The sequence below is a fragment of the Aquibium sp. A9E412 genome, from assembly GCF_030398335.1.
Taxonomy (GTDB): domain Bacteria; phylum Pseudomonadota; class Alphaproteobacteria; order Rhizobiales; family Rhizobiaceae; genus A9E412.
Genome location: NZ_JAOAOP010000050.1, coordinates 1 through 22,639, shown reverse-complemented (window position 1 = coordinate 22,639; position 22,639 = coordinate 1). Strand labels below are relative to the sequence as shown.

Sequence of the window (22,639 nt, the reverse complement as noted above, 5' to 3'; positions counted from 1 at the left end):
ATTTCATAAGGTGGGCGGAGGAGACGGAAGCGGGCAGAACCAGACGCGGGGGACCGAAGCCACACGATGCCGACCCTCATCCGCTTCCTGACCGTAATCGCCATTCTCGTCGGCCTCGCCTATGGCGCCATGTTCGCGCTGGTCACCTTCGTCGAGCCCAACACCGGCGAGATGACGGTGCGCATCCCGCCCGAAAAGCTCAACCCCGACCGCTGAGCGATGGGTGCCGGCGCCGCCATCGAGGCCTTCCTGGAGATGATGGCGGCCGAGCGCGGCGCCAGCGACAACACGCTCGCCTCCTACCGCCGCGACCTGGAGGACGCCGCCGGCGCCCTCGCCGGGGCCGGGCCGGGCCTCGTCGCGGCCGCGGCCGGCGACATTCGCGGCTATCTGGCCGGCATGGCGGCCAGGGGCTTCGCCGCCACGACGCAGGCGCGCAAGCTGTCGACGCTGCGCCAGTTCTACCGCTTCCTCTACGCCGAGGGCCTGCGCGGCGACGACCCCACCGGCACGCTCGACAGCCCGCGGCGCGGCCGGCCGCTGCCGCGCACGCTCGACGAGCGCGACGTCGACGCGCTGCTCGGGCGGGCCGCGGCCGAGGCCGCCGACGCGGTGCCCGGCACGGCCGCCGCGGTCGCCGCGCGCCGGCTGCACGCGCTGGTCGAGGTGCTCTACGCCACCGGCCTGCGCGTGTCGGAGCTGGTCGCCCTTCCGGTCGCCGTCGCGCTGCGCGACGAGCGCTTCTTCCAGGTGCGCGGCAAGGGCGGCAGGGAGCGCATGGTGCCGCTGTCGGAGGCGGCGCGCGCGGCGATGGCCGCATGGCTCGCCGAGCGGGCGCGCGACCCGCGTCTGGCCGACGCCGCCTGGCTGTTTCCCGCCGGCTCGCAGAGCGGCCATCTGCCGCGCCAGGTCTTCGCCCGCGAGCTCAAGGGCCTGGCCGCGCGCGCCGGCCTGCCGGCGGCGGCGGTGTCGCCGCACGTGCTGCGGCACGCCTTCGCCAGCCATCTGCTGCAGAACGGCGCCGACCTGCGCGCGGTGCAGCAACTGCTCGGCCACGCCGACATCTCGACCACGCAGATCTACACCCATGTGCTGGAGAAGCGCCTGGTGGAGCTGGTCGCGCGGCACCACCCGCTTGCCGACTAGGCTGCCGGTCGCTATGTGAGGCCCGCACGGGCCGGCCGCGCCCGCACCGCGACACTGGCAGGCGAATGTACAACTATCTCGACTTCGAAAAGCCGGTTGCCGATCTCGACGGCAAGATCCTCGAACTCAAGAAGCTGTCGGACAGCGGCGAGGCCGTCGATGTCGGCGAGGAGATCGCCCGGCTCGAGAAGCGCTCGCTCGAGGCGCTGCGCGAGGCCTACAAGGCCCTCACCCCGTGGCAGAAGGCGCAAGTGGCGCGCCACCCCGACCGGCCGCACTGTCTCGACTACGTGCGCGAGCTGTTCACCGAGTTCACGTCGCTGGCCGGCGACCGCGCCTTCGGCGACGACGACGCGATCGTCGCCGGCTTCGCCCGCTTCCGCGGCGAGCCGGTGGCGGTGATCGGCCAGGAGAAGGGCAACGACACGCAGTCGCGCCTGAAGCACAATTTCGGCATGGCGCGGCCGGAGGGCTACCGCAAGGCGGTGCGCGTCATGCAGCTCGCCGAGCGGTTCCAGCTTCCCGTCATCAGCCTGATCGACACCGCCGGCGCCTATCCCGGCATCGGCGCGGAGGAGCGCGGCCAGTCGGAGGCGATCGCCCGCTCGATCTCCGCCTGCCTCGGCCTGACCGTGCCCAACCTGGCGGTGGTCATCGGCGAGGGCGGCTCCGGCGGCGCCATCGCCATCGCCACGGCCAACAAGGTCTACATGCTCGAGCATTCGATCTATTCGGTGATCTCGCCGGAGGGCGCGGCCTCGATCCTGTGGCACGATTCGACCCGCGCCAAGGATGCCGCCACCAGCATGAAGATCACCGCGCAGGACCTGCAGGCGCTCGGCATCATCGACGGCATCATCGCCGAGCCGCTCGGCGGCGCCCACCGCAAGCCGGCCGACGTGATCGCCGCGACCGGCGAGCAGATCGCCGCGGGCTTCCAGGAGATGGCCGGCGCCAACATGGACTACCGCGAGCACCGGCGCGAGAAATACCTGGCGATCGGCCGCGGCCTGTGAGCCGGCCGGCGGCGGATCGGGCGAAATTGTGCCGCGCCGCCACAAAATCGCCGTCGAATTGGCTTCAGGTCTGCACCGTGAGGGGTGGACCGGCGCGCTTGCAGTAACCCTTTTTCAAGGTTACCGGGTTTCATTCGGGGAGAGGGAGCCCCGCTGCGCACCGCCGCCAGCTTGAACGGGACAATCTGATCCGGATCGCCATGATGAGCCGCTTCGCACGCGCCGCCGTCCTTTTCGCCGCCCTGGCCCTGGCCGGCTGCAACGCCTCGCTGGAGGACATCGCGCCGAAGGCGGAAAAGCCGCTGCCCGCCGCCCTGGTCAACAAGATGAAGGCCAAGGGCATGTCGCGCGGCTCGCCGATCATGGTGCGCATCTTCAAGGAGGAGGCCGAGCTCGAGGTCTGGAAGCAGAAGGACAACGGGCGCTACGACCTCGTCACCAGCTACGACATCTGCAAGTGGTCGGGCAAGCTGGGGCCGAAATTCGCCGAGGGCGACCGCCAGGCGCCGGAAGGCTTCTACACGGTGCGCCCGGCGCAGATGAACCCGCAGTCGAGCTACCACCTGTCCTTCAACATCGGCTATCCGAACAGCTACGACCGGGCCAACGGCCGCACCGGCTCGCACCTGATGGTGCACGGCGCCTGCTCGTCGGCCGGCTGCTACTCGATGACGGACGAGCAGGTGGAGGAGATCTACGCCTTTGCGCGCGACGCCTTCCGCGGCGGCCAGACCGCCTTCCAGGTGCAGGCGTTCCCCTTCCGCATGACGCCGGCCAACATGGCGCGCTACCGCGACGACCCGAACTACCCGTTCTGGACGATGCTCAAGGAAGGCTACGACCACTTCGAGATCACCCGCGTGCCGCCCAAGGTCGACGTGTGCGACCGCCGCTACGTGTTCAACAGCGCGCCGCAGGACGGCTACAGCTTCGAGCCCACCTTGGCCTGCCCGCCCGCCACCCAGCCCGACACGCTGCTGAGCGCCTATCAGACCTACAAGAGCGAGTTCGACGCCGCCTTCTCCACGGCGCTGACGAGCGCGCCCGCGTCCGCCCGCAGCCCGTCGATCGCCGGCCTGAAGGAGGCCAAGCTGGTCGCCGACTGGAGCCGCCGGCGCGCCGCCGGCGAGCGCGTCTCGCGCCTGCCGCCTTCGCTCGAGCCGGCCGCGACGCCGGCGACCGCCACCGCCTACGCGCCGACGCCGGCCGCACCGCCGGCCGACAACCGGTCCGAGCCCCGCGCGCAGAGCGCGACGGCCGCCACGCCGGCACCGGTCGAGCCCGCCGCGCCGGCCGAAGCCCCGGCACAGGCCGCCGAGGCGCCGGCCGCGCCCGCCGACGGCCCGCTCGGCGTGCGCAAGCGCCTGCGCCAGATCGGCAACCTGTTCGGCGACTAGACCGCCGTGCCGGAACGCGCCGAGCGGCCGGCCGGCGACGCGCCGGCCGAGATCTACGACCTGAAGGGCCTGCGCTGCCCGCTGCCCGTCCTGCGGGCGCGCAAGCGGCTGGCCGGCATGGCGCCGGGCGCCCGGCTGTGGCTCGAGACGACCGACCCGCTGGCCGGCATCGACATTCCCGCCTTCTGCAACGACAGTGGCCACCGGCTGATCGACAGCCAGACCGTGGCCGGCGGCCACCGGTTCCTGATCGAGCGCGGCTGACGTCGCGCGGCCCGCGGTAGGCCCCCGGAGCCGGCCGGCCTCCCGCAGAACCGCAGATCGGCTCTCACCTGTTGTCTTGACGCGTTTTTGCGGACGGCGAGCCGGTTTCCGCTTCGCCCCGGAAACGCGCTAGCCGCCGAAGCCGGGGATCGCCAGCGGGTTGTCCTCGAGCGCCGCGCGGTCGGGCGCGTCGACCGCCGGCGCGCCGCCATAGGCGGAGAACAGCCGCCGCACCGGCGCCTCGAGCCGGGCCGGCCCGATCACCACCAGCCGCACGCCGCGCCCGCCGTCCGGCCAGCGCTCCAGGCGGCGCGGCGGCGACAGCACCGCGCGCACGCCGTGCACGGCGACCGGCCGGTCCGGATCCTCGGCGATCTCCACCAGTCCCTTGAGGCGCAGCAGCGCGTCGCCATGCGCAACGTAGAGCCGCTCCAGGAACGCTTCCAGCGCCGCGCGCGGCATCGCCCGCTCGCCGACCAGCGAGATCGCGGCGAGCGAAGGGCCGGCCTCGCCATGGCCGCCTTCCGTAGCCGCCAGCGCATCGAGCCGCGCCCGCCGCGCCGTGGCGGCGTCGGCCGCCGCGTCGGCGAGCAGCGCGGCGGCCGGCGGCAGTGCGGTTCCGTCGACGATCGCCGCGGCGGGATTGATGCGGCCAAGCCGCGCGGCGAGCGCCGCGCCGGCGCCGGCCTCGGCGAGGTCGGTCTTGCTCAGCACCAGCCGGTCGGCGAGCGCCACCTGGCGCACCGCCTCCCCGTGCGCCTCGAGCGTCGCCGCGCCGGCGCGCGCGTCGACGACCGTGACCACCGCCTCGGGGCGGAAGGCGCGGGCAAGCAGCGGATGGGCGAGCATCGCCTGCAGCACGGGCACCGGATCGGCCAGCCCGGTGGTCTCCACGACCACGCGGCCGAGCCGGGCCGGCCGGCCGGCCGCATGCCGCTCGGCCAGCCCGACCAGCGTGTCGACCAGCGCGCCGCGCGCCGCGCAGCACAGGCAGCCGTCGGCCAGCTCGATCACCTCGTCCGAGGCGCTCTCGATCATCAGATGGTCGAGCGCGACGTCGCCGAACTCGTTGACGATGACCGCCGTGTCGGCGAGCGCCGGCTCGCGCAGCAGCCGGTTGAGCAGCGTCGTCTTGCCGGCGCCGAGAAAGCCGGTGAGCAGCGTGACGGGGACGGGCGGCGCCACGGTCTCGGGGTCAGCCGCCGGCGGCGCGCTGCGGCGGGGTGTAGTCGGGCCGCGGCGTGGGAACCGGCACGTCGGCATAGCGCGGTGCGGTCGATTCCGGTCCGTCGGCGCCGCCGAGGCCGACGGGGATGGCGCGCGGCTCGCGCTTCATCGGCAGGATGTAGGAGGAGCGCAGCACCAGGCGGCCGTCGTCGTCGCGCTCTTCCCAGCGCGCCGAGCGCGCCTCCTGCGAACAGACGACCGGCCGCATGTCGGTCGGCTTGTTGCGCGCCACGCCCTCGGGCCTGAGCGCGTCGAGCCGCGGCGCGCCGAAGGTGGTGGCGCGGAAGCCGCGCGTCAGCAGCTCGGCCGCCCGTTCCGCCCGCTCGACCTGCGAATGGGCGCCGAGCACGACGGCGGCCAGCGTGCGGCCCTCGCGCGTGGCCGTGGCGATCAGGTTGAAGCCGGCCGCGCAGACGAAGCCGGTCTTCATGCCGTCGGCGCCGGGAAACCGACCCACCAGGATGTTGTAGTTGCGCATGACGCTGTCGCCGGCGCCGATCGCCTCGATCGAGAAGTAGCCGGCGTGCTGCGGAAACTCGCTGCGGATCGCGCGCACCAGGCGCGCCATGTCGTGCGCGGTGGTGTACTGCTCGGTGGCGTGCAGGCCGTGCGCGTTGACGAAGCGGGTGTCGTTCATGCCGAGCCGCTTGGCCTCCGCGTTCATGCGCGCGACGAAGGCGTATTCCGAGCCGGCGACGCTCTCGGCGATCGAGGTGGCGATGTCGTTGGCCGACTTCACCATGATGATGCGCAGCGCGTTGTCGAGCCGCAGCACCGAGCCGGGCGGATAGCCCATCTTGCTCGGCGGCTCGCCGGCGGCGTTCTTCGACACGCGCACCGGCGAGTTGAACTGCATCTCGCCGGCCGCGACCGAGCGGAACGCGACATAGGCCGTCATCAGCTTGGTGAGCGAGGCCGGATACCAGCGCTTGAAGGCGTCCTCGTGCGACAGCACCCGGCCGCTGTCGACCTCGAACAGGATGAACGGGCCGGCCGATGCCGGCAGGACCGTCATGAGCAGCAGGATAAGGGCCGGAAGGGTGGTCGCCGTGCGCTTGGGCCGCATCACGAATCCGTCGAAATCGCCTCTTGCCTGGACAGCCGCGCGGTTCCTACTATGAAATCCGCCATGCGACGGGCCGGCCCCGACCGGCGCCGTCGACCCCGCCGACTGCAGTCTCGCCTGCTATCTAGCCTATGTGACGCGAACAAGGCAAAGGCGCAGCGATCACGATTGTGCCAGCGGGTCCCGCGCGAACCACCGGAGATGCGACCGACATGCCCATTCTCAACCGTGCCGCCGAGATGCAGGACGAGATCGCCGCCTGGCGCCAGCATCTGCACCGCAATCCCGAGCTGCTGTTCGACGTGCACGAGACGGCCGCCTTCGTCGCCGACAAGCTGAAGGCGTTCGGCTGCGACGAGGTGGTCACCGGCCTCGGCCGCACCGGCGTCGTCGGCCTGATCGCCGGGCGCCAGGGCGACGGCCCGACGATCGGCCTGCGCGCCGACATGGACGCGCTGCCGATCACCGAGACGACCGGCCGGCCCTATGCCTCGGCCACGCCGGGCAAGATGCACGCCTGCGGCCATGACGGCCACACCGCGATGCTGCTCGGCGCGGCGCGCTACCTCGCCGAGACGCGCAACTTCGCCGGCCGCGTCGCGGTCATCTTCCAGCCGGCCGAGGAAGGCGGCGGCGGCGGCAAGGTGATGGTCGACGACGGGCTGATGGAGCGCTTCGGCATCGCGCGCGTCTTCGGCATGCACAACATGCCCGGCCTGCCGGTCGGCAGCTTCGCGACCCGGCCGGGCCCGATCATGGCGGCCACGGCGGAGTTCACCATCACCGTGACCGGCCGCGGCGGCCATGCCGCCATGCCGCATCAGGGCGTCGACCCGATCGTGGCGGCCGCCCAGATGGTTACCGCGCTGCAGACGATCGCCGCGCGCTCGGCCGATCCGGTCGACGCGGTGGTGGTGTCGGTCACCAAGATCCACGGCGGCGACGCCTACAACGTCATCCCCAACACGGTCGAGCTCGCCGGCACGGTGCGCACCCTGCGCATGGAGGTCAACGCGCTGGCCGAGGAGCGCATGCGCGCCATCTGCGAGGGCATCGCGCGGGCGCACGGCGCCGAAGTGTCGGTCGTCTACCGGTCGAACTATCCGGTGACGCACAACCATGCGGGCGAGACCGACTTCATCGTCGACGTGGCGCAGCGCGTCGCCGGCCCGCGCAACGTGGCGGCCGACATCCAGCCGCTGATGGGCGGCGAGGATTTTTCCTACATGCTGGAGGCGCGGCCGGGCGCCTTCATCTTCGTCGGCAACGGCGACACGGCGAGCCTGCACAACCCGGCCTACGACTTCAACGACGAGGTCATCCCGCACGGCGTCAGCTACTGGGTCGAGTTGGCCGAGACGGCGCTCGCCGGCAAGCCGGCCTGAGGCGTCAGCCGGCCGGCGCCACCGCGCCGGCCTCGGTGAGGATCGCGTCCATCGCGATGTCGTGCGGCTGCGGATGGATGGTGGCGATCTCGGCCATGCGGTAGCCGACGCCGAACACGCGCGGCCGGGCCGGCAGCGCCGCCAGCGTGCGGTCGAAGAAGCCGCCGCCATAGCCGAGCCGGTAGAGCGCGCGGTCGAAGCCGACCACCGGCGCGACGACGACCTGCGGCACGACCGCGTCGCCGTCGGCCGGCACCGGGATGTTCCACACGCCGCGCTCGAGCCGCTCGCCGGCCCGCCAGGCGCGGAAGGCGAGCGGCCGGCCGCGCTCGACCACCACGGGCAGTGCCGTGCGCGCGCCCCTGTCGGCGAGCCGCGCCATCAGCGGCCTGAGGTCGGGCTCGCCGCGGAACGGCCAGTAGAGGCTGACGACCAGCCCCTGCGGATCGCCGATCGCGGTTTCCAGATGCCCGGCGATGCGCTCGCCCCAGGCTTCGCGCTCGGCCGCCGGCACGGCGAGGCGCGCCGCGATCAGCCGCTCGCGCTCCGCCTTGCGCCAGCGCACGACGTCGGGGTTCGGCCGCACGGCCGGCCCGGCGCCGGGCGCGCCGGCCTCGACCGCGTGCATGAAGCAGGGCGGTGAGGCGTAGTCGCCGGCCCCGTCGTCCGTCCCGTCCGCGTCTTCGCTCATGCGTGCACCCTTTCTGTCAGTCCGCCGCGGCGTCGGCCGGAGCGTCGCGTCGGTAGCGCTCGCCGCGCGCCAGCATGACGCCGGCCTGCCCGGCAATGCCGAGCTCCAAACTCTCGGCGATGCGCCGCGCCCGCTCGATGAAGTGTTCGGCCGCGGCCGGCGGACACAGCGCGTGCGCGCTCTCCTCGAAGAGCTGCAGCCAGCGGTCGAAATGGGCCGCGTCGACCGGCAGCGGCAGGTGCTTCTGCATCGGCCGGCCGTGGTAGCGCCCGGTCAAGAGCGCGACCGACGACCAGAAGGCGCACATGCGCTCCAGATGCGGCTCCCAGTCCGTGATGTGCGCCGCGAACACCGGCGCCAGCAGCGCGTCCTCGCGCACCCGCGCATAGAACCCGTGCACCAGGCGGCGGATCATCGCATCGTCGATCCCCGTGCGTTCGGCGATCTCGGCGGTCAGTTGCGCGCGCCGCTCGGCCATCGACATGCTCGGCTCTCCGTGCTCTGCTTGGGCCCGTCCGCCGGACGGACTTGAAAAGATGCATCCAAGATGTATCAATAGAGCGGCCCGGCGGCAAGCGCCGGCGACGGACGGCACACCATGCGGCACCTGTGGACCCTTCTCGGCTTCGGCTCCTTCGGCCTCGGCGCGGCCGGCGTCGTGCTGCCGCTCCTGCCGACGACGCCGTTCATGCTGCTGTCGGCCTATTGCTTCGCGCGCTCCTCGCCGCGGCTGCACCGCTGGCTCGTCGGCCATCCCCGCTTCGGTCCGCTGATCCACGCCTGGGTCGCGCACCGCGCCATCGGCCGGCGCGCCAAGCTGGCGGCCAGCCTGGCGGTGGCCGCCGCGCTCGCCGTGTCGCTGGCGCTCGGCGTGGCGGCGACGCTGCTCGCCGTGCAGGCGGCGGTCCTGGCCGCCGTGCTCGCCTTCATCTGGACGCGGCCGGACGGTCCGGCCGAGACCGCTCAGCCGCGCGACGCGGACGGCGCGGCTTCGGGCCGCGCGGGCACCCCGTCCGGCAGCGCGAAATCGTCTGCCTGCAGCAGGATGTCGGCCAGCGAATAGCCGTCGAGCGTCGCCAGGAAGGCGCCGAGCGCCTCGTTCAGCACGCCGGGCAGCCGGCAGCGCCCGGTGATGGTGCAGCGGTTGTGCGTGGCGAAGCACTCGACCAGCGCGAAGTCCGGCTCGGTCGCCCGCACCACGGCGCCGAGATTGATGTCGGCCGGCGGCCGGGCGAGCGCGAAGCCGCCGGCGCGGCCGCGCACGGCGCGCAAATGGCCCATGCGCGTGAGGATGTTGACCACCTTCATCAGATGCGCCCGCGAGATGCCGTAGACGCGCGCCGTCTCCTCGACCGTGATCAGCCGCTCGCCCGCCGTCGCGGCATACATCAGCACGCGCAGCGCGTAGTCGGAGAAGGTCGTCAGGCGCATCGGGTCGGCTCCGTGGCGCGGCCCCGCCGGACCGCGCATAAGATAACTTTACGATGCATCTTTATAGCGGCCCCTTGCCGGCATGCAAAGGCGCCGGCCGCGGCGGCGCCCGCTCAGCCCGCCGCGAAGGCGCGCGGATCGACGAAGAACAGCCACGCGGCGACCAGCGTCGGCGTGCCGTCCTCGCGCTCGAGCGTCACGTCCTGCGTGACGAACACGCCGCCGCCCTCGCGCGGACGCACGCCGCTCACCGTCACGCGGGCGCGGAACGGCGCGCCCACCGGCAGCGGATTGACGAAGCGCAGCCGGTCGAAGCCGTAGTTGAGCGCGTGGTTGGGATCGATGCCGAGGCCGTCGCACATCGCCTCGGCGAAGAGCTGCGTCAGATGCGCGACCTGGAAGAAGCCCTGCACGATGGTGCCGCCATAAGGCAGCTCGGCCGCCGCGCGCGCCGGGTCGAGATGCACCCACTCGCCGGCGCCGTCGCCCGACAGCGCCGCATAGTCGGCCACCATCTCCTGGCTGATCGTGTGCCAGTCCGACAGCCCCTGCCGGCCGACCCAGCCGGCAGCCTCGCCCGCCGCCGCGCCGCCGCCCTCGTCGCGCGTCTCGCTCATTGCGTCCCCTTCTCCCGGCTGCCGCCGTCGACGACGATGCGCGTCCACAGCTCCGACAGGCACGCGCCGAGCCGCTCGGGATCCTCGGCCCAGTGCACGAGGCTCGGCATGCGCCGCGTGAAGATGTTGCTCAACAGGTCGTCGGCCATCGCGACCAGCGCCCGCGCGCGCAGCACCTTGATGTCGCGCGGCATGTCGCCGGGCATGTTGGCGGCGATCACCAGCGACCAGCGGTGGTTCATGCGGTCGTGCTGCAGCGCGAAGTCGGGCCGCTCGCGGCCGAGTGCGGCCTGGCCGGCGAGCAGCGGCGCGTTCTGCGCATAGGTCTTGAGATAGAACAGGTTGGAGATGCGGATCTTGTCGGCCAGCGTGGCGCCCGGCAGGCGCGGGCGCTGCCGGTGCATGACCACCCAGAACAGCCGGTAGACCGCCGTCGCCGCATCGGAGCGGTGGCGGTAGTAGAGATAGAAGGTGCCGCGCGCCATGCCGGCATCGGCGCAGATGCCCTCCACCGTCAGCCCGTCATAGCCGTTGCGCGCGATCTCGCGCGCCACCGCGGCGAGCAGCCGGGCGCGCGTGCGCACCCGCTTGGGCCGCTCGCGCATCGCCCGCGCCCGGTCCTCAAGCAGCGCGACGAAATCCATCGGCTCGTCGGCCGCCGCCTCGCCGGCCGTGGCTGCCGCGCCGGCGCCGGCCGGCCTTGTCTGCGCCTGTCGTGTCATGCGGAGAGATTGACGCGCGGATAAAATGACGTCAATGTCATAAATGACGCTAACGTCAGAAAGTTGCCTCTCATGAGCGAAGCCAGCGCTCCCGTGCGCTTCGAGAACGTCACCCGCCGCTTCGGCCAGGTGGTCGCGCTGGAGGATTTCAGCCTGGCGGTCGCGCCCGGCGAGTTCGTCACGCTGCTCGGGCCGAGCGGTTCGGGCAAGACCACGGCGCTCAACATCCTGGCCGGCTTCGACCATGCCGACGCGGGCGCCGTGTTCATCGGCGAGCGCGCCGTCGGCGGCCTGCCGCCGGAGAAGCGCAATGTCGGCATGGTGTTCCAGAACTTCGCGCTGTTTCCGCACATGAGCGTGTTCGACAACGTCGCCTTTCCGCTGCGCATGCGCGGCGTCGACAAGGCGCGCCGCGCCCGCCGCGTTACCGAGGCGCTCGCCATGGTGCGGCTGGCCGACTATGCCGAGCGCCGCCCCAATGCGCTGTCGGGCGGCCAGCGCCAGCGCGTGGCGCTCGCCCGCGCGGTGGTCGCCGAGCCGCCGGTTTTGCTGATGGACGAGTGCCTGTCGGCGCTCGACCTGAAGCTGCGCGAGGAGCTGCAGCAGGAGATCCGCCGGCTGCATCGCGTGCTCGGCACCACCGTTGTCTTCGTCACCCACGACCAGGGCGAGGCGCTCAGCCTGTCCGACCGCGTGGCGGTGATGGAGAGCGGCCGCGTGCGCCAGGTCGACACGCCGGGCGCGCTCTACGACCGCCCGGCGAGCCGCTTCGTCGCCGATTTCGTCGGTCGCACCAACATCGTCGAGGCGCCGGCCGGCGCGCCCGGCACCTTCGCCGACATCGACCTGGCGCTCGACGACCGCCGCGTGCGCGCCGTCAGCCTGCGGCCGGAGAAGCTGCGCCGCACGCCGCGCGACGGCGACCGCCGTTTCGAGGCGCGCGTCGAGGACGTCACCTTCCTCGGCGCCGCCGTGGAGAGCCGCCTGGTCACCCGCAGCGGTGCCGTGCTGCGTCTTTCGGAGACGCGCGCCGGCACGCTGCCGCCGCCCGAGCGCGGCCAGACCGTCGAGATCGGCTACGCGCCGGGCGACGCCGTTCCGCTGTTCGACTGAACCGCACAACCGCAAGGGAGAGAGAACCATGACCCGACTGACGAGACGAAGCCTGCTCGCTTCGGCCGTGCTGGTGCCGCTGATCGGCGGCATGGCGGCCGCCCAGGACGACGTGGAGCTGGTGTTCGCCGGCTCCGGCGGCGGCCTGGCGCAGGTGATGGACGCCGTCTTCGACAAGCCGTTCGAGGAGGAGACGGGCATCCGCATCAAGGCGCTCGCCACCACCGACCGCGCCTCGGCGATGCGCGCCATGATGGAAGCCGGCAACCCGATCTGGGACGTCGCCGAGCTGACGCCGGTCGACTACGCCACCGCCTCGCTGGAAGGCTGGCTGGAGCCGATCGACTGGGCGACGGTCGACCCGGACAACCGGCTGCCCGAGCAGGCGCGGCTCGACGACGCCGGCATCGCGGCGACCTATTCGACGATCCTCGCCCAGCGCACCGACAAGCTGCCGGAAGGCCTTACGATGACCTCCTGGGCCGACTTCTGGGATGTCGAGACCTTTCCCGGGCCGCGTGCGCTGCAGGATTCCGTGCTCGACAATCTCGAGTTCGCGCTGATCGCCGACGGCGTCGCGCCGGACGCCGTCTACGAGGTGCTCGCCAGCGACGAGGGCGTCGACCGCGCCTTCGCCAAGCTCGACGAGATCAAGCCGCACATCGTCGCCTGGTGGACCAGCGGCGCCCAGCCGGTGCAGATGCTGTCGGACGGCGAGGTGCACTTCACCTCCGCCTGGAACGGCCGCATCACGCAGCTCCAGGCGGAAGGCGTGCCGGTCGAGGCGGTGTGGAACGGCGGCGGCCTGAAGCCCTCCTATATCGGCGTCCTCAAGGGCACCGAGCACAAGGAGCAGGCCATGCGGTATGTCTCCTTCATGCTCACCGATCCCGCGCGCGCCGCCCAGTTCGCCAAGCTGGTCTCCTATCCCGGCATGGTGAAGGGCCTCTACGACCACCTGCCGGAGGAGGAGGGCCGCGCGCTGCCCACCCATCCCGACAACGTCGAGAACCAGTTCGTCACCGACGCCGTGTTCTGGGCGAAGAACATGGATGCGCTGCAGGAGCGCTGGGAGGAGTGGCTGCTGCAGTAGCCGCCTGCCGGCGGCAGGCTCCGGCCGGGCGAACCGGCCGGCCCGGCCGCATTCCGCTCCGGGCCGGCGCGCTGCGCGCGCCGGCCGCCGCCCCGTCCGCCTCCTGTCCCGCGCGAGCCCGTCTGCGATGCCGTTCGGCCCCCGCCTGCCCCTGATCCCGGCGCTCTTGCTGGCGCTTGCCATGTTCGCCGTTCCCGCGGCGCTGATGGTGCAGCAGGCGCTGTTCGACCCCGGCCTGACCGCGGTCCATTTCGAGCGCTTCTTCACCCGCAGCGTCTATCTCGGCGTGCTGCAGAAGACGCTCGTCGTCTCCGCCGTCGTCGCCAGCCTGTGCCTGCTCGTCGGCTATCCGATGGCGCTCTACATCGTCCACCAGCCGCCGCGCCGGCGGCCGTTGCTGCTCTTCCTCGTGCTGGTGCCGATGTGGATGAGCATCCTGGTGCGCACCTATGCCTGGATGGTCGTGCTCGGCCGCGAGGGCATCGTCAACGGCGCGCTGCAATGGCTCGGTCTGACCGCCGAGCCGGTGACCCTGCTGTTCAACAGCTATGCCGTGCATCTCGCCATGGCGCAGATCCTGCTGCCGGTCATGGTGGTGACCTGCTATGCCGGCATGACCGAGATCGACCCCGGCCTGGTGCGCGCCGCGCGCGTCATGGGCGCCGGTCCGCTGCGCGCCTTCCGCCACGTCTTCCTGCCGCTCAGCCTGGAGGGCGCCGTCACCGGCTGGTCGGTGATCTTCATCCTGTCGATGGGCTTCTTCATCGTGCCGGCGCTGATCGGCGGACGCCGCGACACGCTGCTCGGCAATCTGATCGTCGGCCAGGTGGCGCAGACCAATTGGGGCTTCGCCGCCGCCATGGCGATCGTCCTCCTGGCCGCCACCGTGGCGCTGCTCGGCCTGGTGCGGCTTGTCGCCGGCCGCTTCATCCACTCGCCGCGCGAGGCCCGGCCATGACCCGCCGGCTTGTCGCCGCCGGGCTGTTCGCGCTCGGCGTCCTGTTCCTGTTCTTCCCGATCCTGATCGTCGCGCCGATGTCGTTCAGCGCCGACCGCTTCCTCGGCTTTCCGCCGGCAAGCTGGGGGCTGACCTGGTACCGCGCCTATTTCACCGATCCGGTGTGGCTCGCCGCGACCGGCCGCTCGCTGCGCATCGCGCTGCTGGCGAGCCTGATCGCGACGACGGCCGGCACCGCGGCCGTCGTCGGTCTCGGCCGCGTGCGGCCGCGTCCGCGCGCCGCGCTCACCGGGCTGTTCCTGGCGCCGGCCATCATTCCCAACATCATCATCGCGCTCGGCGTGTTCATCCTGGCGCTGCGCATCGGCGGCACCGACAGCGAGATCACGCTGGTGTTCGCCCACGCCACGCTCGGCCTGCCCTTCGTGGTGATGATCGTCGGCGCGGCCTACCGGCAGACCGACCCGGCGCTGGAGCGCGCCGCGCGCGTGTTCGGCGCCGGCCCGCTGCGCGCCTTCTGGACCGCCACGCTGCCGGCCATCCTGCCGGCGATCCTCGCCGCGGCGATCTTCGCCTTCTTCGTCTCCTTCGACGAGCTGGTCGTGGCGCTGTTCCTGATGGGCGGCGCGGAGACGCTGCCGGTGCGCATCTGGAACGACCTGCGCTTCGAGATCAATCCGACGATCGCCGCGATCTCCACCCTCTTCGTCATCGTCACGGCCGCGGCCATGGCGCTGGCGGAATTCCTGCGCCTGCGCGCCACCAGAAGACAGGGAAGTCCATGACGTTCAGATACGACAAGTCGGACGGCGTCGCCGTCATCACCCTCGACAATCCGCCGGTCAACGTGCTGACGCCGGAGCTGCACAAGGAGCTCTACGACATCCTCCGCGACTTCTACGCCGACCCGCAGGTGCGCTGCGGCATCTGGACGGCGGCCGGCGAGCGCGCCTGGTGCGCCGGCGACGACGTCAAGACGCCGCGCCGCCGGCGCTCGACCGCCGAGGTCGTCGAGCGGCACCTGTCGGTGCGCCGCGAGGGCGACGCGGCGGAGTATCCCGGCTGGGAGGGCGCCATCCTGCGGCTCGAGCGCACCAAGCCGCTGATCGCCGCCGTCAACGGCCCGTGCATGGGCCAGGGCATGATCTACCTGCTGCTGCTGACCGACCTGCGGCTGGCCACGCCCAATGCGCGCTTCGGCCTGCCGGAGATCGCCTACGGCATGCCCGGCGGCAGCGCCGCCACCCGGCTCGGCCGGCAGATCCCGCAGACCGCCGCGCTGTGGCTGGCGCTGACCGGCGAGGCGATGGACGCGGCCGAGGCGCGCCGCTGCTTCCTCGTCAACGAGGTGGTCGAGCCCGACCGGCTGATGCCGCGCGCGCGCGCCGTCGCCGCGCAGATCGCCGCCCATCCGCCGATCGCCGTGCGCGCGGAGATGGAGGGCTTCTACCGCGCACTCGATCTCGGCCGCGACGACGCGCTCGCCTTCAGCGGCCATCTCTACCAGCTCGTGCGCGCCACCATGGACGCCACGCCGCCGCTGGCCGACAAGGAGGAGCGGGCATGACCGTCGACCCCGGTATCCAGGAGATGCAGCAGGCCGCCGAGCGGCTTGCCGCCACCGATTTCCCGGCCTCTATCGGCGCCTTCGTCAAGGAGCGCGCCGCCACGCTGGGCGACCGCCCGGCCGGCGTCTGGTTCGAGGACGACGTCACGGTGAGCTATGCCGAGCTCGACCGGCGGTCCGACACGCTCGCCGCCGCCCTGCTCGAGCGCGGCATCCGCAAGGGCGCGCATGTCGCCATGATGATGCCCAACGTGCCGGCGTTCGTGTTCTCCTGGTTCGCGCTGGCCAAGCTCGGCGCCGTCCTGGTGCCGGTCAACACCGCCTACACCGGCGCCGAGCTCGACTATCTCCTCAACCAGTCGGACGCCCAGGCGCTGATCCTCGACGCGGCCTATCTGCCGGCCTTCGAGGCGATGCGCGAGCGCCCCGCCGTGCTCGCCGACGCGCGCGTCTTCGTCGCCGGCGCGGCCGACGAGCGCTACGGCTCGCTCGACGCCATGCTGGCCGGCAGCGCCGCCTTCGAGCCGCCGGCGCCGGTCGCCGCCACCGACCTGGCGAGCCTGCAATACACCTCCGGCACGACCGGCTTTCCGAAGGGCTGCATGCTGAGCCACGACTACTGGCTCCTGCTGTCGCATTCGGCCGCGCTCGGCTCGCAGGATCTCGGCGTCGAACGCTCGCTTCTGTGGGCGCCGTTCTTCTACATGGACCCGCAGTGGCAGTTCCTGATGTCGATGAAGCTCGGCGGCACCGCCTATGTGGCGCGCCGCATGAGCCTCAGCCGCTTCTTCGGCTGGGCGCGCGACTTCGCGGTCAACTACACCTACTTCCCCGAGACGGCGCTCAAGAGCCTGCCGGCGGAGGCCGACGCGGGCCTGCAGAGCCTGAAATACATCAACGCCTTCGGCTGGAGCCCGGCGGCGATCGCCGAGGCCGAGCGCCGCTTCGGCGTGGTGGCGCGCGATTCCTTCGGCATGACCGAGATCGGCGCCGGCATCATCATGCCGGTCGCCGCGAGCCACAAGCTCGACAGCCGCTCCTGCGGCGTGCCCGCCCCCTTCCGCGAGGCGCGGGTGGTCGGCGAGGACGGCCGCGAATGCGGCCCCGGCGAGATGGGCGAGTTGCAGATGCGCGGCCGCAGCATCCTGTGGGGCTACTACAAGCGGCCCGACGCCAACGCCGAGAGCTTCGACGGCGCCTGGTTCCGCACCGGCGACCTGTTCGTGCGCGACGCCGACGGCTATCTTACCATCGTCGGCCGGCTCAAGGACATGGTGCGCCGCGCCGGCGAGAACATCTCCGCGCGCGAGGTCGAGGCGGTGCTCGACGAGCTGCCCGAGGTCGAGGAGGCGGCGATCGTGCCGGTGCCCGATCCGCTGCGCAAGGAGGAGGTCAAGGCCTATCTCAAGCTGCGCGAAGGGGTGCGCCGCGAGGACGTCGCGCCGGACCGGGTCTTCGCCCATTGCGCCGAGCGGCTGGCCGCCTTCAAGGTGCCGCGCTACCTCGCCTTCGTCGACGGCGACTTTCCGCGCACGCCCTCGCGCAAGGTGGCCAAGCAGAAGCTGGTGGCCGCGGCCGACGACCTCAGGCTCGGCGCCTACGACCGCGTCGACGGCATCTGGCGCTGAGCGGACCACTGCCGCGGCCGCCGCGGCCGGACCCGATGCCGGCCGGGGCGCGGCCGGCTCCGGGCATCGCGGCCTATTGCGGCGACCGCGTGTGGCCCGGGTCCTTCTCGTGGGCGCGCTTGGCCTGCATGCGCCGGCCGCCGGGCGAGATGTGCCCCTCGCGGCGCGCCTGCCGATTGCTCGCCGCCTGCCAGACCGCATAGCCGACGGCGGCGGCAAGCGTGAACAGGCTGAGCGCGACAAGCATGTCGAGCCAATCCATGGCTGTTCTCCGCGTTCACTTGCACGTCGAGGACGAACGCGCCCGCACCCCGGGCGTTGCGTGCCAGATTGTCGCGGAAGAAGCCGGCCCCGGAGGACCGGCCGCACCGGGCCCCTGCGCGGTTGGCGAAGCGCCGCGAACGCGCTATGACGGGCGCGCCGGTCCCGTAGCTCAGCAGGATAGAGCATCAGATTCCTAATCTGAGGGTCGCAGGTTCGAATCCTGCCGGGATCGCCAGAAAAATCAAATACTTAGGCTCATTTTGGAGCCTTTTTCATAAAATTGGACGGAACGGAAAGGCGCCGGCCAGAAGAGAAGACCGGGCAAGAAAAAAGCGGGCCTGAGCCCGCTTTCCTTCGTTCCCGAGACACGCTCTGCCGCCAGTACATCCGTGGTCGACAGGCAATCGATCGAGACAAATGCGACCGGCTCGGGAGAAACCTCACCGCGTATCTCGCAGGACCTGACTCCCGTCCCGCCGGTCGATAGGCCCTAGATAGGGTCGGGCAGCCGGCACCGCAAGCCCCGGCCGCCGAGATTTCCGCCTTTCTCCGGCCATCCGGTTGCGGGCACGGCGTGCAGACCGCGCCCGACGGCCGGGAAGGGCGTTTCGTCCTCATGGCCATAGGTCATCGAGGCGCTCGGCCGCCGTCTTGCGGCGATACTGCCAGCGGCCGCCCCTCCACCGCCGCAACAGCAGGCCGCGGCCGAGCGTGCCGTCGATGAGGCGCCGCGGCCACCAGCACCGCACGGGCTGCCATCTCGCGCAGTCCGATCCCTTTCCTTCCCGCATGGGTTGCACTCGTCTTGCGTGTCGGTTGCGCGCACCCTACTCGAAAAACGCGAGAAAGAAGCAGACCGGAAGTCGTTTCGTGCCGCGCGCAGCAGACACGGGCGGCGGCCCCGCGAGCGCACGCGGTTGTGCAGCAAAAACGGCAGAAGAACCGGTATCGCGCGCGCCTCCGCCGCGTGGAGAAACGCCAGGCGGGCCGGACGCGAAGAACCCGTGGAGACATTATGCCGCAGCGGCAAGAACAGCGCGACGGCAGGGCCGCAGCAGCCTGGCGGATCAGCCGGGCAGCGCCAGCGAGGCGATCGCCGCCAGGCCGAACAGCATGAGCACCAGCGCCGAGCCGCGTGCCACCCACGAGGCGAAGGTCTCCGGCAGGCGCCGGCGGGCGATGGCGACGCCGCCGCTCAGCAGGGCCCACCAGGCGAGCGAGCCGGCAAACACGCCCGCCACCACCGTCGCCGCGTTCGCCGGTTCCGGCTGGTCGGCCAGGCCGAGCGCGGCGAAGACCGCGACGAAGGACAGGATGGTCATCGGGTTGGTGACGGTCAGCACGAAGGTGGCGCCCACCGTGCCGGCGAGGTCGCGTGCGGCGAGCCGCACCGACCCGCCGGCCGGCGTCGCGCGCAGGCTGCGCAGGCCGAGCCACAGCATGAACAGCCCGCCGGCCAGCTTGAGCGGCGCCTCCACCAGGTCGAGCGCGGCGGCGAAGGCGGCGAAGCCGAGCGCGGCGAGGCTGGCATAGGCGGCATCGGCGAGCGCCGTGCCGAGCCCGCCGGCGAGCCCCGACCAGAAGCCGCCGGCGAGCGCCCGGCTGATGCACAGCGCCCCGATCGGGCCGAGCGGTGCGGCGATGGCAAGCCCGACGAGCATGCTCTTGGCCAGAAGCAGCGGGTCCATCAGCGCTTCTCCTTCGGCCGGTAAGGACCGTCGACCACCGGCGACAGCGCCAGGATGGTCTCGCTGCGGCCGACGAAGCGCTCGGCCTTGAGGGCGGCGAGCAGCGCCTCGAGATCGGCGAGCGAGGCGACGTGCACCTTGACCAGATAGGACCAGGCGCCGGTGACGTGGTGGCATTCGGCGACGGCCGGATGGCCGGCCGCGAAGGCGCGGAAGGCGGCCTCGTCGGCGCCCTCGGCAAGCAGCACCCAGATGAAGGCGAGGACGCCGCGGCCGAGCGCGGCCGGATCGGCATCGACGGTGAAGCGGCGGATGGCGCCGCTTGCCGCCAGGCGCCGGATGCGCTCGTTGACGGCCGAGGGCGACAGCCCGACGGTGGCGCCGATGTCGGCCAGGGCGCGCCGCGAGTCCGCCGCCAGGGCGCCGATGATTTTGCGGTCTATGTCATCCATAGCCGCTATTTATGCGGTAATGTTCGGCAATGCAATATGTAAGATCGTCGTATTGGGCCTGCGCAGCAATTCTTACGGATTCGCCAAAGCCGAGCATGGCGGCAAGCGACGCCGACCTCGGCGTCGATGCTCACCGGAAATCGTCACGAAAGGCGACGCCGGACGGCGCGGCGTCGGACGCCCTCAGGCGCAGCGGCGCAGCGGCGGGGATTCCGCCTCCGCCTGCGCGCAGGCGGCGTCGAGCGCGCCGAACACGCGCTGGCACCGTCCGGCGCCAGTGCAATCGGGGCAGAAGCCGCGGCGCGCGCTGCGCTCGCGCAGCGCCCAGCGTGCCAGCCGCTCGATCAGCCCGCGGCGGCCGCCGGCAGCCTCCCCGGCGTGTCGCATGATGTCGGCGCACAGGCGCTGCTCGAGATGACGGCTGGCGGCGGTCGGCATCGGGCTCCCCTCCCTCCTCGCGGGGCCCGGCACGCGCCGGGAACGCGGGGACTGCGGCCGGACCGGCTCGCTGCGGGTCGGCCAATGCCGAAAGGGTGCGACGGGAATTGATCTGTGTCAACCTTGATTGACATTTTTGGGATTAGGATTTGTTGACAGTCGCAGGGAGGTGTCAATGCGCATTGTCCTCGTCCATCCCAACTACCACTCCGGCGGCGCCGAGATCGCCGGCAACTGGCCGCCGGCCTGGGCCGCCTATCTCGCCGGCGCGCTGAAGAAGGCGGGCTACGACGACGTCCACTTCGTCGACGCCATGACCAACGACCTGCCGGACGAGGCGGTGCGCGAGCGGCTCTGCGCGCTGGCGCCCGACGTGGTGGGCGTGACCGCGATCACGCCGTCGATCTACACCGCAGAGCGGGTGCTGGAGATCGCCGCCGAGGCCTGCCCCGGCGCCGTGCGCGTGCTGGGCGGCGTGCACGCCACCTTCATGTACAAGCAGGTGCTGTCGGAGGCGCCGTGGATCGACGTCATCGTGCGCGGCGAGGGCGAGGAGATCTTCGCCGCGCTGATCGGCGCCATCGAGGCGGGCCGCTGGCCGGCCGGCCGCGCCGCCATCAACGGTCTCGCCTATCGCGATGGCGCGCAGATCGTCGCCACCCAGGCCGCGCCGACGGTCAAGGACCTCGACGCCATCGATCCCGACTGGTCGCTGCTCGAATGGGAGAAGTACATCTACGTGCCGCTCGGCGTGCGCGTGGCCATCCCCAACATGGCGCGCGGCTGCCCCTTCACCTGCTCGTTCTGCTCGCAGTGGAAGTTCTGGCGCGACTACCGCATCCGCGACCCGAAGAAGGTGGTCGACGAGATCGAGACGCTGGTCGAGCGCCACGGCGTCGGCTTCTTCATCCTGGCCGACGAGGAACCGACCATCAACCGCAAAAAGTTCGTCGCCTTCTGCGAGGAGCTGATCGCGCGCGGCCTGCCGGACCGCGTCAAATGGGGCATCAACACCCGCGTCACCGGCATCCTGCGCGACGAGGCGCTGCTGCCGCTCTACCGGCGCGCCGGCCTGGTGCATGTCAGCCTCGGCACCGAGGCGGCCGCGCAGCTCAAGCTCGACCGCTTCAACAAGGAGACCAAGGTCGAGGACAACCGCCGCGCCATCCAGCTCCTGCGCGAGGCCGACATCTTCGTCGAGGCGCAGTTCATCGTCGGGCTGGAGAACGAGACGGCCGAGACGCTGGAGGAGACCTACCGCATGGCGCGCGCCTGGGCGCCGGATCTCGCCAACTGGGCGATGTACACGCCGTGGCCGTTCTCCTCGCTGTTCCAGGAGCTCGGCGACAAGGTCGAGGTGTTCGACTTCTCCAAGTACAACTTCGTCACGCCGATCATGAAGCCGGCGGCGATGGACCGCGCCGAGCTGCTCGACCGGGTGATGAACAACTACCGCCGCTTCTACATGCACAAGGCGCTGTTCAACTATCCGTGGCGCGGCACCGGCTTCCGCCGGCGCTACCTGCTCGGTTGCCTCAAGGCGTTCCTCAAGGCCGGCTTCCAGCGCAAGTTCTACGACCTCGGCAAGGTCAACTACTGGGGCCCGCAGTCGAAGAAGGGGGTCAACTTCAACTTCGACCGCACGCGCTCCATCGCACCGGCCCAGCTCGCCGACTGGGAGGCGGCGAGCGAGCGCGCGGCGCGCATGCGCCAGGCACGCGGCACGGTGAAGGCGCGCGGCGGCGGCGACGGGAAGCGCGCCGATCTGGTCCGCGTCGAGCCGCCGGCGGCGGCCGGGCCGACGTGATGGCCGGCGCGGCGGGCCTCGCCCGCCGGCAGCCGGACGCGGCCGCGGCCGGCGCAGCGCACGGCGGCCCGCGCGTCGGTCCCAACGCGGTGATCCAGCTTGCCGAGGCGCTGCGCGCAGAGCGCGGGGCCGCGGCGGCCGGACGCGTCTTCGCCGAGGCCGGGCTGGCATGCTGGCTCGCCGCGCCGCCCGACGCCATGGTGCCGCAGGAGGCGGTGGCGCGGCTCAACGCGGCGCTGTTCGGCCTGCTGCCGGCCGATGCCGCGCGCGCCGTCGCCGCCGAGGCCGGCCGGCGCACCGGCGACTACATCCTCGCCCACCGCGTGCCGCCGGCCGCGCGCGCCGCCTTCGCCGCGCTGCCGGCGCCGCTCGCCGGCCGCCTGCTGCTCGCCGTCATCCGGCGCCACGCCTGGACCTTCGCCGGCTCCGGCCGCTGCACGACTGCGGCGGGCCCGCCGATGACGATCCTGCTCGCCGCCAATCCGCTGGCGGTGCCGGGCTGCGTGTGGCACGTGGCGGTCTTCGAGCGGCTGTTCCGCACCCTCGTCGCAGCGCCGCTCGCCGTCAGCCACACCGCCTGCTGCCGCGACGGCGCGCCGGCCTGCCGCTTCGCCGTGGCGCGGCCGGACTGAAGTCGCAACGGCGACGCGAGAAGGCCGCGACGGCGGT

At 71.9% G+C, this 22,639-nt stretch carries 26 protein-coding genes and 1 tRNA gene; 16 read left to right on the top strand and 11 right to left on the bottom strand.

The window, feature by feature from the left end; genetic code table 11:
* Nucleotides 1–66: 66 nt before the first annotated feature.
* The 5 genes from N1F89_RS15595 (at nucleotide 67) to N1F89_RS15575 (ending at nucleotide 3,823) form a co-directional block, all read left to right on the top strand.
* Complete coding sequence (locus N1F89_RS15595; protein ID WP_290085152.1) at nucleotides 67–216, top strand: histidine kinase; 150 nt, start codon at nucleotides 67–69, stop codon at nucleotides 214–216.
* Nucleotides 217–219: 3 nt separating this feature from the next.
* Complete coding sequence (locus N1F89_RS15590) at nucleotides 220–1,146, top strand: site-specific tyrosine recombinase XerD (protein ID WP_290085151.1); 927 nt, start codon at nucleotides 220–222, stop codon at nucleotides 1,144–1,146.
* A 65-nt stretch (nucleotides 1,147–1,211) separates the two neighbouring features.
* Complete coding sequence (locus N1F89_RS15585; protein WP_290085149.1) at nucleotides 1,212–2,162, top strand: acetyl-CoA carboxylase carboxyltransferase subunit alpha; 951 nt, start codon at nucleotides 1,212–1,214, stop codon at nucleotides 2,160–2,162.
* Nucleotides 2,163–2,362: 200 nt separating this feature from the next.
* Nucleotides 2,363–3,559: a murein L,D-transpeptidase family protein gene (locus N1F89_RS15580; RefSeq protein WP_290085147.1), complete on the top strand. Its 1,197-nt coding sequence runs from the start codon at nucleotides 2,363–2,365 to the stop codon at nucleotides 3,557–3,559.
* 6 nt (nucleotides 3,560–3,565) lie between these two features.
* Nucleotides 3,566–3,823 (top strand): sulfurtransferase TusA family protein, encoded by a 258-nt coding sequence (locus N1F89_RS15575; RefSeq protein WP_290085145.1) that lies wholly within the window; start codon nucleotides 3,566–3,568, stop codon nucleotides 3,821–3,823.
* 129 nt (nucleotides 3,824–3,952) lie between these two features.
* On the opposite strand, the gene N1F89_RS15570 is transcribed toward N1F89_RS15575, so the two are convergent.
* Both N1F89_RS15570 and N1F89_RS15565 read right to left on the bottom strand, forming a co-directional pair.
* Entirely contained in the window at nucleotides 3,953–5,008 is a 1,056-nt protein-coding gene (locus N1F89_RS15570; RefSeq protein ID WP_290085143.1) for a GTP-binding protein, read from the bottom strand.
* 10 nt (nucleotides 5,009–5,018) lie between these two features.
* Nucleotides 5,019–6,116 carry a D-alanyl-D-alanine carboxypeptidase family protein gene (locus N1F89_RS15565; RefSeq protein ID WP_290085142.1) on the bottom strand — a complete coding sequence of 366 codons (1,098 nt, stop codon included), beginning with the start codon at nucleotides 6,114–6,116 and terminating at the stop codon, nucleotides 5,019–5,021.
* A 212-nt stretch (nucleotides 6,117–6,328) separates the two neighbouring features.
* Between N1F89_RS15565 and N1F89_RS15560 the strand changes: the two genes are divergently transcribed.
* The gene (locus N1F89_RS15560; RefSeq protein WP_290085140.1) at nucleotides 6,329–7,501 is read left to right on the top strand and encodes a M20 aminoacylase family protein; all 1,173 of its coding nucleotides are present in this window, start codon (nucleotides 6,329–6,331) and stop codon (nucleotides 7,499–7,501) included.
* Between the two features lie 4 nt (nucleotides 7,502–7,505).
* Here N1F89_RS15560 and N1F89_RS15555 read toward each other — a convergent pair whose 3' ends face one another.
* Both N1F89_RS15555 and N1F89_RS15550 read right to left on the bottom strand, forming a co-directional pair.
* On the bottom strand, nucleotides 7,506–8,192 hold the full coding sequence (locus N1F89_RS15555) for a 5-formyltetrahydrofolate cyclo-ligase (RefSeq protein WP_290085139.1): 687 nt from the start codon (nucleotides 8,190–8,192) through the stop codon (nucleotides 7,506–7,508).
* Nucleotides 8,193–8,208: 16 nt separating this feature from the next.
* Nucleotides 8,209–8,676 (bottom strand): group III truncated hemoglobin, encoded by a 468-nt coding sequence (locus N1F89_RS15550; protein WP_290085137.1) that lies wholly within the window; start codon nucleotides 8,674–8,676, stop codon nucleotides 8,209–8,211.
* 114 nt (nucleotides 8,677–8,790) lie between these two features.
* On the opposite strand from N1F89_RS15550, the gene N1F89_RS15545 reads away from it, so the two are divergent.
* Nucleotides 8,791–9,255: a YbaN family protein gene (locus tag N1F89_RS15545; protein ID WP_290085136.1), complete on the top strand. Its 465-nt coding sequence runs from the start codon at nucleotides 8,791–8,793 to the stop codon at nucleotides 9,253–9,255.
* Here the strand turns inward: N1F89_RS15545 and N1F89_RS15540 are convergent.
* From N1F89_RS15540 to N1F89_RS15530, 3 genes are all read right to left on the bottom strand, one after another.
* Nucleotides 9,156–9,623 carry an Rrf2 family transcriptional regulator gene (locus tag N1F89_RS15540; RefSeq protein WP_290085135.1) on the bottom strand — a complete coding sequence of 156 codons (468 nt, stop codon included), beginning with the start codon at nucleotides 9,621–9,623 and terminating at the stop codon, nucleotides 9,156–9,158. The genes N1F89_RS15545 and N1F89_RS15540 overlap by 100 nt on opposite strands.
* A gap of 113 nt (nucleotides 9,624–9,736) precedes the next feature.
* Nucleotides 9,737–10,240: a MaoC/PaaZ C-terminal domain-containing protein gene (locus N1F89_RS15535; protein ID WP_290085134.1), complete on the bottom strand. Its 504-nt coding sequence runs from the start codon at nucleotides 10,238–10,240 to the stop codon at nucleotides 9,737–9,739.
* Nucleotides 10,237–10,962, bottom strand: coding sequence for a TetR/AcrR family transcriptional regulator (locus tag N1F89_RS15530; RefSeq protein WP_290085133.1), 726 nt, complete (start codon nucleotides 10,960–10,962; stop codon nucleotides 10,237–10,239). Before N1F89_RS15530 ends, N1F89_RS15535 begins: the two co-directional genes overlap by 4 nt.
* Before the next feature lie 72 nt (nucleotides 10,963–11,034).
* Between N1F89_RS15530 and N1F89_RS15525 the strand changes: the two genes are divergently transcribed.
* The 6 genes from N1F89_RS15525 to N1F89_RS15500 all read left to right on the top strand — a co-directional run bounded on the left by N1F89_RS15525 (nucleotide 11,035) and on the right by N1F89_RS15500 (nucleotide 17,321).
* Nucleotides 11,035–12,075, top strand: a complete 1,041-nt coding sequence (locus N1F89_RS15525; protein WP_290085131.1) for an ABC transporter ATP-binding protein — start codon at nucleotides 11,035–11,037, stop codon at nucleotides 12,073–12,075.
* Between the two features lie 28 nt (nucleotides 12,076–12,103).
* On the top strand, nucleotides 12,104–13,168 hold the full coding sequence (locus tag N1F89_RS15520; protein ID WP_290085130.1) for an ABC transporter substrate-binding protein: 1,065 nt from the start codon (nucleotides 12,104–12,106) through the stop codon (nucleotides 13,166–13,168).
* A gap of 127 nt (nucleotides 13,169–13,295) precedes the next feature.
* Nucleotides 13,296–14,126 carry an ABC transporter permease gene (locus tag N1F89_RS15515; RefSeq protein WP_290085128.1) on the top strand — a complete coding sequence of 277 codons (831 nt, stop codon included), beginning with the start codon at nucleotides 13,296–13,298 and terminating at the stop codon, nucleotides 14,124–14,126.
* Nucleotides 14,123–14,911, top strand: coding sequence for an ABC transporter permease (locus N1F89_RS15510; protein WP_290085127.1), 789 nt, complete (start codon nucleotides 14,123–14,125; stop codon nucleotides 14,909–14,911). The genes N1F89_RS15515 and N1F89_RS15510 overlap by 4 nt, the downstream gene beginning before the upstream one ends.
* Nucleotides 14,908–15,693, top strand: coding sequence for an enoyl-CoA hydratase/isomerase family protein (locus N1F89_RS15505; RefSeq protein WP_290085126.1), 786 nt, complete (start codon nucleotides 14,908–14,910; stop codon nucleotides 15,691–15,693). The genes N1F89_RS15510 and N1F89_RS15505 overlap by 4 nt, the downstream gene beginning before the upstream one ends.
* Nucleotides 15,690–17,321 (top strand): class I adenylate-forming enzyme family protein, encoded by a 1,632-nt coding sequence (locus N1F89_RS15500; protein WP_290085125.1) that lies wholly within the window; start codon nucleotides 15,690–15,692, stop codon nucleotides 17,319–17,321. The genes N1F89_RS15505 and N1F89_RS15500 overlap by 4 nt, the downstream gene beginning before the upstream one ends.
* Before the next feature lie 73 nt (nucleotides 17,322–17,394).
* Here the strand turns inward: N1F89_RS15500 and N1F89_RS15495 are convergent, their stop codons facing one another.
* On the bottom strand, nucleotides 17,395–17,583 hold the full coding sequence (locus N1F89_RS15495; RefSeq protein WP_290085123.1) for a hypothetical protein: 189 nt from the start codon (nucleotides 17,581–17,583) through the stop codon (nucleotides 17,395–17,397).
* Nucleotides 17,584–17,743: 160 nt separating this feature from the next.
* On the opposite strand from N1F89_RS15495, the gene N1F89_RS15490 reads away from it, so the two are divergent.
* Nucleotides 17,744–17,820: transfer RNA gene (locus N1F89_RS15490), tRNA-Arg, on the top strand.
* An 832-nt stretch (nucleotides 17,821–18,652) separates the two neighbouring features.
* Here N1F89_RS15490 and N1F89_RS15485 read toward each other — a convergent pair.
* From N1F89_RS15485 to N1F89_RS15475, 3 genes are all read right to left on the bottom strand, one after another.
* Nucleotides 18,653–19,273, bottom strand: a complete 621-nt coding sequence (locus N1F89_RS15485) for a LysE family transporter (RefSeq protein ID WP_290085122.1) — start codon at nucleotides 19,271–19,273, stop codon at nucleotides 18,653–18,655.
* Nucleotides 19,273–19,725: an Lrp/AsnC family transcriptional regulator gene (locus N1F89_RS15480; RefSeq protein ID WP_290085120.1), complete on the bottom strand. Its 453-nt coding sequence runs from the start codon at nucleotides 19,723–19,725 to the stop codon at nucleotides 19,273–19,275. Before N1F89_RS15480 ends, N1F89_RS15485 begins: the two co-directional genes overlap by 1 nt.
* A 183-nt stretch (nucleotides 19,726–19,908) precedes the next feature.
* Nucleotides 19,909–20,163, bottom strand: coding sequence for a hypothetical protein (locus N1F89_RS15475; RefSeq protein ID WP_290085119.1), 255 nt, complete (start codon nucleotides 20,161–20,163; stop codon nucleotides 19,909–19,911).
* Nucleotides 20,164–20,338: 175 nt separating this feature from the next.
* Between N1F89_RS15475 and bchE the strand changes: the two genes are divergently transcribed.
* Together bchE and bchJ are read left to right on the top strand one after the other, a co-directional pair.
* The gene (bchE, locus tag N1F89_RS15470) at nucleotides 20,339–21,970 is read left to right on the top strand and encodes a magnesium-protoporphyrin IX monomethyl ester anaerobic oxidative cyclase (RefSeq protein ID WP_290085118.1); all 1,632 of its coding nucleotides are present in this window, start codon (nucleotides 20,339–20,341) and stop codon (nucleotides 21,968–21,970) included.
* Complete coding sequence (gene bchJ, locus N1F89_RS15465; protein WP_290085117.1) at nucleotides 21,970–22,602, top strand: bacteriochlorophyll 4-vinyl reductase; 633 nt, start codon at nucleotides 21,970–21,972, stop codon at nucleotides 22,600–22,602. The genes bchE and bchJ overlap by 1 nt, the downstream gene beginning before the upstream one ends.
* Nucleotides 22,603–22,639: the final 37 nt, after the last annotated feature.